The following is a 13,890-nucleotide window of genomic DNA, read 5'->3' on the forward strand; positions in this document are numbered from 1 at the left end:
TCGACTTTGATTTTGCGCCGATTTAAAACGCTTCACGATTTAAATCTTTCGATAAATGATTTCGGAAAAGCAAATTCCTGAAACCATAAAGGCATAGATATCCCAAAGTTCCGCCAATCAGGTTGAAAATTACATCGTCGATATCGAATACACCAATTTTTAATACAAACTGAATCATTTCGGCCGTTAGGCTAAATGCAGCGGTGAACAACACAATCGCTTTTAAGCTTCTTACAAAGGGCAGTACAATGGGCGCCAAAAAACCAAATGGCATGAATAACAGGATGTTGCCGATAATATTGCGAAAAGCCAAGTAGGTGTAGCCCACTTTGTTTTCCGCACCAAAATTGCCACTGATGATGATGGATAAGGTTTGGTAGGTATGTTTCATGGGTACCCAATGCACAATGCGCTTGTCGAAATATTCGTCCCGCACCGTTCCGCCGACACTTACAAAAAGAAACCAGCTTAACAAGAAAAGGTAAAAAATAAATAATACCCAGGCCCTGGCTTTGGCCGCCTTAGATATTACCATTTTTAAATCCTGCATACATCTTGCTCATAGGTTTTAATGCAATCGTAGTGGGCTAATTTCGGGTTTCACCTGTTCAACCTCAGCTTAACAACCTCCACCATAAACAATAAGCCTGCCTGATTATCGCGTTTAGTAAATTTCACTCAATCTTTTTTTGCTAAACAGCTTCAAATACAAGTGTAAGGGCACATGTTCCTTGCGAATGATTTGAAATGCCTGTGCCATTAGCTTCCAGTTTTTCTTCAATTTCCGCGACAGCACGCCTTTGATGATCACCTTTGAGCAAAACAAGGCCTTTACCGAAACCAGCCGGTCCATTTTTATTTCCTGTAGATCGAGCTGCAGTTTGTTATGCTTTTGAATGTTTTTATAAAAACGATATTCTTCGATGTAATTACCGATGTTTTGCATGATCTGCTTGGTGGACTGGTTGGCATGTATCCGGAAATAAGAATAAACTCCCGGCACAATATAACAGTCGCCCACCGCCAGGTGTCGCAGCCACATATCCCAATCGGTGAGGTAATGAAACTCCGGATTGAACGGGCCCACAAACATGTTGGCTTTGCGGATCATCACCGTGGTCGGTTCGCCCAGCCAGTTTACGCTTTTTAAATTATCGGCAATAACCATTTTGCCGGCCTGCAAGTGGTGAAATGGTAACACCCAGGTGTAATTCACCGCACCAAAAATGCCGCGGTCGGATGTAACCAGCGAAACATTGGGATGCGCTTCCATCACACCCACAAATTTTTCCAAGATCTCCGGGTGAAACTTATCATCCGACATCAGGAACTTGAGGTACTTGCCCTGTGCCAGTTCGAGGCAACGATTAAAGTTGCCCACCATGCCCAGGTTTTTTTCGTTGAGTTGGTATTGAACCCGAGGGTCAGAAAGGTATTGCTGCACCAGCTCTTTAGTGTTGTCGGTCGATTGGTTGTCGACGATCAGCAATTCGAAGTTGGTATAAGTTTGCGCCAGCACGCTTTCAATGGCTTCTTCCAAAAAAGCCGCACTATTATAAGTGGGCACCAATACAGAAACTAAGGGTTCTTGTAGCTTCATAACGTAGGGCTATTATCGCCAGTCGGGATTAATGTCGGTAACTGTTTCGGTTTGCGCGGAAATTGGAGTGCAGGCTTTTGTTGCGAACCGCAACTGAGGATATTAAAGAAGTACGCTGTAAATCGTTGCGGCACAAATGTATAAAAATTATGCCCACGAACTTTTGTAAAGATTACGACACCAACAAGTACACCTCATTCCATTTCAAAACATTGCACCGGTTGATCAAGAGTTAATGCAACCGCAACCGGTCCGGTATCAGCGCATCTTTCCAACCGGTACGCAGCGCCACATATGCCACCTGCCATTGCCGCACTTTTAATTTGCACAACAACTTCAAACCAATCTTTACGAGTGTAAACGATTTGTTTTTGATCTGGGCTCTGGGGTTGTATGCCGTGTCTTTTATATAATAAGGTTTTACCGTTTTGATGGATTTGAAAAAACGATACTCCTCGAAATACAGGCTATAGTTTTGTTTTATTTTATTGGACGTTTGCGAACCGTGCATGCGGAAATAGGACAGGGGTTCGGGAACAAAATAACAATCGCCTACCGCCAAGTGACGCAGCCACATATCCCAATCGAGGTAGTAATGATATTCGGGATTAAACAGGCCCAGGTCGAGGTTCTTACTCCTGAACATTACGGTGGTTGGTTCTCCGATCCAATTCCAGTCGTTCAGGGTTGAGTAAATGATCTTTTTGCCTTCCTGCAGGCCTGCAAAAGGCGTTTCAAAAACTTTGGTCGTTCCCTTTTCGGTTAGGAGATAGCGATAGGATGTTACCAGCGCCACGTCCGGATTGTTGTCCAGCACTTCCACAAAGCGCTCCAGTAAATGTGGATGAAACTTGTCGTCGGCCATCAGGAACTTGATGTACATGCCTTTTGCCAGTGTCAAACACCGGTTGAAATTGCCCGACATCCCGATATTTACCCTGTTGCGGAAGTACTGCACACGGCGATCGGTGCAATATTTTGCCACCAATTGCGGCGTTGCATCGTCGGATGCGTTGTCCACAATAATTAATTCAAAATCTGTAAAGGTTTGATCCAATACACTTTGAATACATTCATCAATAAAAGCAGCAGCGTTGTAACACGGTATCAATACTGAAACCTTTGGTTGCATATAAAGGGTCAGATTTTTTATAAATATAACAGCTTTCTTTTGATACTATCGGGCATAAACTCAACAATTTCCTTCTTCAGGAAAGCGAACCAAATAAACAGCGCAAACAGCAATCCGGTGACTGTTCCCATTGCAATGAGGTTGATCCAGGTGACCGGCATGCCTTTCATCAGGTAACTGCTGGCCATGTACACCAATGTACCAAAACTGCCGACCGCGAACAGCGGCAACAGCAAGGGTTTCCAGAGGTAATCCATCATGCTGATGTTCATATATTTCACAGCGGTGCGGGGCACGTACCAAAGCGATGTAAGTGCACTGGCAATAATCGTGGCCCACAGAATACCCTGGATGCCGTACATCTTACCCAGCCAAAACGTAAGGCCCACATTGAATGCGGCTTCCACCACCGACACCAGCGTAAAGCCTTTTACAATGCCTGCACTGTTAAGACAAACCGAGCTTACGTGCAAAATGCAATGCAAGATCATCAGGCCAAGCGTTAGCAGCAATATTTCAGTGCCAGCAAAAAACGAAGCACCCACCCAAAGCTCCATGAACCATTCGTTCAGGATCAGGATCATAAAGGCCGCAACCATCACGCAGGCGGTGGTAATCAGTAGCAGCTTTTGGTGTACCCGCACAAAGCGGTCGCGGTTTTCTTTTTCCGAAATTTCAACCAAAGCAGGGTAGGTGTTGTCGGTGATGCGGAAAATGAGGTCGCGGCAAATTTCCGGGATCTTCGCCGTTAGCATATACATGGTTACCACCGATAGCGAAACCAGCGTACCGATGAAAAAGCGGTCGGTAAACATGATGAGGTAAACGGCAATAACGTTGAGGAACATGTAAAACCCAAAGGAAAAAAGCTTGCGTACCAGCTCGCGGTCGAACAGCTTGATCCGGATGCGGAGGTATGGATAAAACTTGCGCAGCAAGATCAGGGTAACGGTTACCGAAATGAGCGTTCCAATGATATTGGTCATTACAAACGACCATAGGCCCAAACCAAAAGCCAGGAAAACAATCGGTAAAATCTGGTTGAGCATATTTACAATAAAGCTCATGGTGTTGGAAAGCACCAGCCGCTGGTGGGCAAAAAAGATGCTGCTGAACACCTTTAGCGGAAACTGCAGCGCAATAAAAATACTGAGGGTATAACCAATGGAAACCGCCACACCATGGAGTTCGGGCTTCATGTCGAAAAACCGCGGGATCATCGGCGCAAAGCTTAACCCGATGATCAACACCAGCACACCCAACGCCGTATATATATAAAAGGCCGTGGAAATGATCTTGTTCATGTTGTGCTGGGCATCTTCATCGTTGCCGCGGGTGGTGGCCAAAAAACGGCTCACAGCGGCGCCCAGTCCAAAATCAAGCAGTGAAAGGTAACTAACGATCTGGAACAAAATGGTAGAGAGCCCGTATTCTTCCTTGTCCAAAAACTTCAGGACCAGGGGTGTGGTGATCATGGCCATGAGCATGGAAATGATCATGAACGCCTGTGAAGTTAGGGAGCCTAAAAACGAGGACTTTGCTCTCGACATTATTTTCAAGTTTACGAATGGCCAGGGGATAAGGGATTTTTACAACCAGTAGGAAAGGAACAAATGCTGCTGATTTCACCGGTCCGAAAGGCAATTTGAACCGCCATTTTAGGAAACCAGCATCTGGTTGTTGAATAACGGCGGGCAAGTTAACTAAATAAATTTATTCCGCTATGGAACTTTTGGTCCCCGACTCATCTTGTATTTTAAATTTTATTGATATACGCGGTCGTTTAAACCGAGATGCTGCAGCGTTGGGATGGTCGACGTAATTAGATTGATAATTATTTAATTAGGGAAAGATGGGCAAGTTTCAATGAGTTCAAATTTTACGGCAATATATAACGGTTATGTATAAACGTAATTCATAGCAATGAAATTTCAAATTAGAATGTCAATGGGCAATGAAAATCAATGCTATTTTGATCACATATTAAAAACTATGCTGGGTGCGGCTTTTGTGGAAATGTTGTAGCAAATTCGCCACAAAAAATCATCCCAGAATTTTATGCACTACATTAGTAAAAGTATTTACTTAGTAGGGCTTAAGGCTATATATTTCATTTTAAAAAAATAAATAAACCTCATTGTTTATTGGCATTCTTTTCGGTAGCCTTGTGCAAATTTTACAGGATTGAGCCGTTTTTTACAAAACGTATTATGACTGTAACAGTTGATCGTGGTTTAATTTGAAAACAGATTTTTTTGTTTTTTTGATTAGCGTCGGCAAGAAATAATCCAGTATCGTATTAGAAAAACCGTATCCAAAAAATGGCGTTTGCAACCTAATCCATTGCAACCCACAACTTACAGCAAGGCTCCTTAGGCGGCTGTAGGTATCCAAGTAAAACCGTACTCTATGTATCCTATGAAGCAAAAGGTGCAATGCACATACCTGTGCATGCTCACCCTCTTGTTGTCGATCTGCACAACAGTACAAGCACAAACGCAATTTCCCGCACTTGCTCGTTTCCAGAAGCCGTCTGGTGTATCTGCACCCGGCGAGTCGTTTGCTCCTCCCTTTGGTGGCAGCCCTTCCGGCGATGCGCCACAGGTGGCAGAATGGACCCGCACCGCGGGCCCCGATGAATCAGTGATCATGACCGGTGTGTCCTTTTCCCGCCACAGCGGCACCGACGTAGGTAAAGACACCCGCTTTACCCTCTACAGCGCATCCGGCGTGCAGGGCGATGCCCAAATCCAGCGCCTCGATGGCGACCGTGCCATTGTAACCATTCCACGCAACATTCCCTCCTGGGGCATGTACCTGATGTGGCCCGGCAACGATGCAGGCTATGGCAACCCCATTGCCATCAACAAAACCGATGCCTGGTGGGTAGGACCCGACAAGGCAACGCGTGGCGCCACCATATCGGTGTATGGCCGCAACCTGTCCCGCGGTGGTGATACCACAACGGCATATGTGTATGTACGGAGCAAATCATCCGGTGCAGGCCAGTGGGCATCGGTAAAGCGGGTGAACCCATATAAAGTGGACTTTGTAGTGCCGGACGGCTTTGCCAACGGTGAATATGAAGTGTGGGCACACAATGGCCATGGTGGCGACTATGGCTGGGGCAACCCCATCAACCTCACCATCTATGATGGCGTAAAATGGACCGGCACCACCTATAACGTAAAAAACTATGGCGCAAAAGGCGATGGTGTCACAGACGACACAAAAGCTATAACCAGCGTAATTGCTTTGGCAAAAAATAATCCTGGTGCTACACTATACTTTCCTGCCGGAACATACATTGTAAATGGCATCATGGAAGCCCACAGCAACAACCGCTGGCAGGGCGAAGGCCGCGACCGCACGTTTATTAAATGTGGTCCGACGTTTTCTTCTCCGTATGCGTTTTTGTTTGGCAACCCAAGATTCTTCGAACTCAATGACCTGACCCTCGACGCCAACAGCAGCTATCGCGGCAGCACCGAAAAGCCGATTTACCTGGTGGGTAGCCAGAATATCTGGATGACCAATGTACGCCTGGCTTGTAAAAATTATAAAGTACTTGATATCAACAACGCCAAATATGTATACCTCACCAACGTTGAACTGATTGGCCAGCACACCTTTTTGGGAACCGCTTCGCAACTGTTCATTGATCGTTGCGATTACCGCATGACCAACGATACCGACATGGCCTGGCACTCTTGGGGCGCAACCGGTGTGAGCATGACGAACTCAACCTGTAAAGACTACGACAACTCAAACCAGTACGATGGTACCGGTTGGGGTAAAGGCCGTTTTATGGCATTCCTTGGTAACTGGGGCTCCAGCAAGTGCACTTACCTGGGCCATAACACCACTACCGATATGACACCGCGGTTGTACGACACCGACCAGAACTCCGGCGAGCAGTTTCTCTTCGAGGGTTTTGTGGGTGTATGGAAAGGCAACGCCAATTCATCTACAACAGAATCTACAACCGTAAGCGGCTGGACCAACACTGCGCAAAATGCATATTACCTTATCGTAACCAGCGGCCGCGGCATGGGCCAGTCGCGCAGGATTACTGCAAACAACGGCGGTGTCCTTTCGCTGGATGAGCCATGGAATGTAATTCCTGATGCAGCCAGCACGCTGAGCATCGGCATGGTGTCGGACCGTACTGCCATTTATAAAAACTTCCTTGATGGCAAGCCATACGCGGTTACCAACAAAGACCACGTAGCTGCTGCAGGCGTACAACCTTATGGCAACTCGTACAACTTCATTGTTGACAATAACACGTTTCACCAACTGCGCCAGGGCACTGCCAACTGGGCGCAACAGTCCAATTCAGCTTGGCCGGTAGGTGCAAATTATTTTACCATTTACACCAACAATAAATACATCAACTGCCGGGTGGCCATTCAAAATATCATGGATGTAACGAACCCAAGTGGCATCGGTATTTTTGGAACCATTTACCGTAAAAATTATATTCAAAACCCGACGCTGGCGGCTATTGAAAACACCCATTACAATTTTACGCCAGCGATCACGGATGGTGCGGTGTATGAACACAACAACATACAGGGAACACCCATTGGGTTTCATACCGAACGGCCCGGTGCCATCACCAACCAGATTTTTTACAACAATACATTCCGTGGTAATGGAACGGGTTATGGTAAAGAGGTAACCGCAAAACTGGCCCTGCGTGGCAACAGCTTTGAAAATTTTGCAACTACTTTTTATTTTACCCGCACAACTAATGATTTAAATTCTACGCAAACATTGGGCGGCGTGTTGGAAGCACCGCTGCATGTGGTGGACCTTTCCGCACCAACCGGGTCCGACACAGCAAAAGGTTCGTTTATATTGTGGAACAGCGGCACCGCAGCCCTTTCCTGGACCGCACAAAGCAACGCATCATGGCTGCGCCTGGGTCAAACCAGTGGCTCCATCGAAGGTGAAAAAGCACTGTCTAACATTCCACTTACCGCCATTGCCCGTGGCCTTGCACAAGGCAGGCACCGTGCCGAGCTGAGTGTAACAACAGGCGGTGTGGTAAAAAAATACACCGTGTGGCTGAACGTAGCTGCCAGCACTACCGTGCCCAACCAGGCACCTACTGCTCAGATCGTGTCGCCCGCAGCAGGCAGTGCCTTTACAGCACCTGCCAACATTACCATCGCAGCAAATGCATCGGATGCGGATGGTTCGGTACAGCGTGTTGAGTTTTACCAGGGTAATGTAAAGATTGGTGAAGACTTGTCTGCACCATATACCTTCCAGTGGGGTAACGTAGCCCAAGGCACATACATGCTGAGTGTAAAAGCAGTAGACGACAAAGGTGTAGTGGGCACTTCGCAAAGCATGCAGGTAGTTGTTAGCGCAGCGCCTGTACCAAACGTTGCTCCAACAGTAATCCTCACCGCACCTGCATCGGGCAACCAGTTTATTGCACCGGCCACGGTAAGCCTAGCCGCGAACGCTGCCGATAGCGACGGCACTGTCGCCAAAGTTGAATTTTACCAGGGCAGCACCAAAGTAGGTGAAGACCTATCCGCACCATATACTTTCTCAGTAAGCGGTCTGGCTGCCGGCAGCTATGCATTTACGGCACGTGCCATTGACAACGATGGCGCAGCAGCTACTTCGCAAAGTGCAACCATTACGGTAAATGCGCCGGTTAAAGTGGCACCAAAAGTTTCAGTGAGCACCAGCCAAACATTGGCTACACAGGTAGCGCCTGCATCATTTAAATTGATAGCAACAGCTACCGACAGCGATGGCACTATTACATTGGTTGAGTTTTTTAACGGTACCCAAAAGATTGGCGAAGACAATTCGGCGCCTTATGAAATGACATGGAGCAATATCGCCGCAGGCAGCTACAGCATTACTGCAAAAGCAACCGACAATGACGGCCTGACTGCAACATCTTCGGTGCTCCCACTGAGTGTGCAGGCCGCACCGCAGGCGCCTAGAGTTGCATTGACCGCACCAACTACTGGTGCCAACATCAATGCACCGGCAACCATCAGCATTGCAGCCAACGCAACAGACAGCGATGGTGCTATCGTCCGAGTGGAGTTCTTTGTAAATGGTAATAAAATAGGCGAGGACACAACGGCTCCATATGCATTTGCATGGTCGAATGTTGCAGTAGGTACATACGCTATCACGGCGAAAGCAACTGACAACAGCAATCTGTCAGCCACTTCTAATTCGGTTTCGTTAACTGTGGCAGAAAAACCAAACGTAGCGCCGGTTGTTTCATTAATCGCACCTGCTGCCGCACAAACTTTTACCGCTCCGGCAACGATTGATTTGTCAGCCACCGCAACAGACAGCGATGGTACTATATCGAAAGTTGAATTTTTTGCGAACGGAAATAAAATAGGTGAAGACCTTACTGCGCCCTACACTTTCCAGTGGATTGGTGTTGCCCAAGGCACTTATACCTTTACCGTAAAAGCAACGGATAATAAAGGCGCAATGAGCACGTCGCAAGCCGTACAAGTGCTTGTGAACCCAGCACCGGTTGCGAAAGTAGCGCCGACTGTAAGCTTGACAACTGCCACCACGAACAGCACTTTCGCTGCACCAGCTAACGTGACGCTGCAAGCAACTGCTGCGGATACGGATGGAAATGTTGTTAAGGTAGAATTTTACCAGGGCAGCACTAAAATCGGTGAAGACGTTACCGCGCCTTACACATTTGCGCTCAGCGGGCTTACCGCGGGAACTTATTCCTACACAGCTAAAGCAATCGATAATGATGGCTTGACTACGACATCGACTACCGTAAATATTATAGTAAATGCAGCACCTGTTGCGCCAGTAGTGGCCATCACTGCGCCGGTGGCGGGAACATCGTTTACTGCACCGTCCACCATCAACATCGCCGCCAATGCTACCGATGCGGATGGGACCATTTCCCTCGTCGAGTTTTTTGCCAACGGCAATAAAATAGGAGCAGCCACTGCAGCACCGTACAGCATGTCATGGACAAACGTTGCAACAGGTAATTACAGCATTACGGTGAAAGCTACGGACAACAGCGGCCTCAGCACTGTATCTGGCAACACAGCGATCACTGTAAATGCGCCACTAAAAACGGCACCTGCAATTTCTGTTACAGCTACGTCGGTAACTGCTAATGTTATTGCGCCGGCTACTATTAAAATAGCTGCAACAGCCACCGACAACGATGGCACCGTTGCTAAAGTTGAATTCTTCAATGGCACACAAAAGATAGGAGAGGACCTGGCCGCTCCATTTGAAATGACCTGGAGCAATGTAGCTGCCGGCATTTATAACATCACTGCAAAAGCAACCGATAACGACGGACTGAGCAATACGTCCAGCAGCGTTTCAATAGTGGTAAAATCCGCTCCTGTGGCTCCGGTTGTAACGCTTGCATCTTCAGCCAGCAGCATTGCAGCACCGGCTAGTGTTACACTTACCGCTAATGCAACAGATGCAGACGGCTCTATCGTTAAGGTGGAATTTTTCAGCGCCGGCAAAAAACTGGGCGAAGCTACAAGAGCGCCATTCCAATACAAATGGACCATGTCGCAGGCAGGTACATACACCGTAACTGCAAAAGCAACGGACAACAATGGCTTGACTGCAACATCAGAAGTAGTAACCATTATTGCTACCAAAAAGAACCAGGCTCCTGAAGTAAGCCTGACCAAAACGCAAGGCGGCAAAACAGGCTTGTCATCGCTGGCCGAATCAGTTTCACTGCTGGCCCTGGCGTCCGACCCTGATGGTTCCATTACTAAAGTGGAGTTCTTTAACAACGGCGTGAAAGTGGGTGAAACAGCCACCAGCCCTTATGTGTACGAAGTGAAAAAACTGCAACCCGGCGTACATAATTTCACTGCGAAGGCAACGGACGATGGCGGTATGGCTACCGTATCGCAAGTGGTGGCACTCTCTGTGAGCAAGCCCGCACCAGTTGCACCGGTAATTTCTTTGGGTGCCAATAAAACAGCAGCCAAAACCGGAGAAAAAATCACCCTGTCGGCAAAAGCATCTGACAGCGATGGCTCGGTAGTGAAAGTTGAATTTTTCAACGGTACCACAAAGTTGGGCGAAGACCAGACTGCACCATTTGAATGGACTGCGCAATTTGCAGCAGCAGGTGTTTATAAGATCACTGCTAAAGCAACTGACAACAGCGGCATGACTGCAACTTCGAACGTAGTGACGCTGACCGTAACTACGCCGCAGGTAGCGCCGGTTGTGGACGTAGTCAACCCAATTGCCAACAGCGTGTACGTGTTGCCCGCCACCATTTCGGTAGCCGCTAATGCAACAGACAAAGATGGCGCTATAGTAAAAGTAGAATTCTTTGCCAACGGCGAAAAGATCGGTGAAAGCAAAACTGCTCCTTTCCGCATCGACTGGAAAGCGGAAGTTGGTGGTACATACCAGATAACCGCCCAAGCGACCGACAACCACGGCCTTACATCCACTGCAGCGGCGGTGTTGGTAACGGTGCAAATGAGCAATACGGCCAACCAACCGGGCCACATCAAATCGTACCCGAATCCATTTAGCAACCAGGCAACACTGGAAGTGGCTGTGCAGGCAAAATCATACGTGGTGGCACAATTGATTGCGCCGTCAGGACAAATGATCGCCAATATCCACCAGGGCATTCTGGAACCGGGTTTGGTGCATAAGTTCAATTTGAATGGTACCGGACTACCCAACGGTGCATACATCGTTGCCATCAAGTTGAACGACGGTGTGACCTTTTTCGATAAGATGATTTATCAGAAAGTAGTGATTGCACGTTAAGCATCATAGTTGAAATAACATTACAAAAAAGACCCGCAGCCATTTACTGCGGGTCTTTTAATAACTGCCTTTACAAAACATGAACAATAAAAAAAATGTGTTCATGTTTAAGGGTTATCTTATTTTAGTGCCCGATTAGCATGTTGCAACATTTGACTGTTTCAATGCTGCATAATCGGCTGAAACACATAAATATTTTTTCCATATTACCCTGATCATCCTGTCAACGAAAACGAATTTTACTAACACCAAAACTACCAGGCCCGCCGCTCTTTTATGGCCGGTTGGTTATTTCAAAATAATACATGCAAATGCAACAAGAACGGGTGCAATGGAACTGGGTTATCAAGCCTGAAACAAGCTGGCTGGGCGCAAGTTTCAAGGAGCTGCTGCAATACCGTGATTTGTTGTCGCGTATGGTACGCAAAGAGTTTTTGTTGCGCTACCAGCAAACCCTGCTTGGGCCGGTGTGGGTGGTGATACAGCCACTGCTTACCATGGCTATTTACCTGGTGGTGTTCAACAAAGTAATCGGCCTGTCCACGCTGGGTGTGCCGCCGGTGCTGTTTTACCTCACGGGCATCAACCTTTGGAATTTATTTTCCGATATTTTTAACGGCACCTCCGGCACATTTGTAGCCAACGCCAATGTTTTTTCTAAAGTTTATTTTCCAAGGCTCATTATTCCCCTTTCAGTAGTGGCGCTGCACTTGTTGCGGTTTGCCATTCAAATGGGTTTTCTCATTTTATTTTATTCATACTTTTTCGCAACCGATCGAATTGAATTTTCAGGGCTGCAGGTATTGTATATAATCCCTGCGGTGATCACTGTTTCGGGGATTGCGTTGGGCAGCGGGTTGATCTTTTCGATTTTGACCGCCAAATACCGCGACCTGTCGAACATGATCGGCATCATCAACAGCCTGCTGATGTTTGTTTGTCCTGTGTTTTATTCGCTGTCAATCGTTCCGGAAAAAGTAAAGTGGTTGGTCGACATCAATCCCTTGTCGGGCCAGTTCGAATTGTTCCGCCTGGCAATTTTGGGAAAAGGCATGGTGAGCACCGGCCAGGTGCTGTATGGGATTGCTTTTATGGTGGTGATATTGCTAAGCGGCATTTTATTTTTTAATAAAACCGGCGACCGGTTAATGGACGTTGTGTAGCGCCTCATCATTTTATTCTGTTTCGTCGTTTAGAATAAAATTGTTATTACATTAATTTTTTCTAGGTTGGGTTTATATTCAAATTGCCTGCCTGTTGGAATAAAATATATTTAGTGGAAAGAATTCCGTCAACGCCTCCTTCGATTGATCCTGTCGCGCCGGGTGTGCACCGGCCGAAGATATCGGTAATGGTACCGGTATTTAATTGCACCGAGTATATACAGGAGGCATTGGAAAGTGTGTTGCAGCAAGGTTGGAGTGCGGAGGACATGCAAATTGAAGTGATCGACGATTTTAGTACCGATGCCGATGTTGAAGGATTGGTGCAGCGGGTGGGTGGTGGCCGTGTTGCTTATTACCGCCAGCAGGCAAATGTGGGCAGCTTATGGAATTTCCAAACATGCATCCAACGTGCCCGAGGTCATTATGTTCATATTCTCCATGGCGATGACAAAGTGCATCCCGGCTTTTACGACACGATGATGGGAATTTTTGAAACCTATCCCGAAGCCGGAGCCGCTTTTTGCGCTTTTGATATGATGGGCCCCACCAGCGAGTTTTTTGCCACCTCCGGTAAAATGGAGCCGGAACGCGGCATCATCAAAAACGCTCTGTACCGAATGGGTAGCAAGCCCTGGCTGCAGTATGCCTGTATGGTAGTAAAACGCGAGGCGTATGAGCAATTGGGTTCGTTTTACCTGGCCACTTACGGCGAAGATTGGGAAATGTGGGTGCGCATCGCTAAAAACTACCCGATCGTGTATACGCCGGAAGCGCTGGCGGTGTACCGGGTGCATCCATCATCGATCACCCGCCGCAGCTACATGACCGGCGAAAACATCCGTGACCTGGCAAAAGTGATCAAACGGATTGCGGAGCACCTGCCGAAAGAGCAGCAAAAGCAAGCCGCTACGGAAGCCCGGAAATACTGGGCTTATACTTCGCTCAATATTTGTTACAGTCTTTGGTACCGCACCCACGACAAAAACGTGGTGATGACCCAAATGAACGAAGCGCTGAAATTGTACCGGGATCCGTTTCTTACCTGCAAATCTTATTTTATCCGCATGATCATGATGATGCCCAAAACCTGGCTGCCTGCCATGCGGGGAGCTTACCGGAAAGTTTGGTTTGGGGAATAGGAAAAAAGTAAACCTGTATTTATACTCGTTGGTGTCGTGCAACTCTTA

Annotated in this window: 7 protein-coding genes; 3 read left to right on the top strand and 4 right to left on the bottom strand. The window is 47.3% G+C overall.

Going from position 1 to position 13,890, the window contains the following annotated elements:
* Positions 1-22 precede the first annotated feature (22 nt).
* The 4 genes from EPD17_RS12265 to EPD17_RS12280 form a co-directional block, all read right to left on the bottom strand.
* Positions 23-550: a VanZ family protein gene (locus EPD17_RS12265; protein WP_132054595.1), complete on the bottom strand. Its 528-nt coding sequence runs from the start codon at positions 548-550 to the stop codon at positions 23-25.
* 114 nt (positions 551-664) lie between these two features.
* Positions 665-1,600 carry a glycosyltransferase family 2 protein gene (locus EPD17_RS12270; RefSeq protein ID WP_132054597.1) on the bottom strand — a complete coding sequence of 312 codons (936 nt, stop codon included), beginning with the start codon at positions 1,598-1,600 and terminating at the stop codon, positions 665-667.
* Positions 1,601-1,832: 232 nt separating this feature from the next.
* On the bottom strand, positions 1,833-2,732 hold the full coding sequence (locus EPD17_RS12275; RefSeq protein WP_132054599.1) for a glycosyltransferase family 2 protein: 900 nt from the start codon (positions 2,730-2,732) through the stop codon (positions 1,833-1,835).
* Positions 2,733-2,749: 17 nt separating this feature from the next.
* Positions 2,750-4,231, bottom strand: coding sequence for an oligosaccharide flippase family protein (locus tag EPD17_RS12280; protein ID WP_165929602.1), 1,482 nt, complete (start codon positions 4,229-4,231; stop codon positions 2,750-2,752).
* 910 nt (positions 4,232-5,141) lie between these two features.
* Here EPD17_RS12280 and EPD17_RS12285 point away from each other — a divergent pair.
* The 3 genes from EPD17_RS12285 (at position 5,142) to EPD17_RS12295 (ending at position 13,842) form a co-directional block, all read left to right on the top strand.
* Positions 5,142-11,537 carry an Ig-like domain-containing protein gene (locus tag EPD17_RS12285; protein ID WP_132054603.1) on the top strand — a complete coding sequence of 2,132 codons (6,396 nt, stop codon included), beginning with the start codon at positions 5,142-5,144 and terminating at the stop codon, positions 11,535-11,537.
* Between the two features lie 305 nt (positions 11,538-11,842).
* Positions 11,843-12,700 carry an ABC transporter permease gene (locus EPD17_RS12290; RefSeq protein ID WP_132054605.1) on the top strand — a complete coding sequence of 286 codons (858 nt, stop codon included), beginning with the start codon at positions 11,843-11,845 and terminating at the stop codon, positions 12,698-12,700.
* Between the two features lie 113 nt (positions 12,701-12,813).
* On the top strand, positions 12,814-13,842 hold the full coding sequence (locus tag EPD17_RS12295; RefSeq protein ID WP_123893316.1) for a glycosyltransferase family 2 protein: 1,029 nt from the start codon (positions 12,814-12,816) through the stop codon (positions 13,840-13,842).
* Positions 13,843-13,890 lie beyond the last annotated feature (48 nt).

It is taken from the genome of Pseudocnuella soli (genome assembly GCF_004347775.1).
In the GTDB taxonomy this organism is placed as follows: Bacteria; Bacteroidota; Bacteroidia; order Chitinophagales; family Chitinophagaceae; genus Flavisolibacter; species Flavisolibacter aquaticus.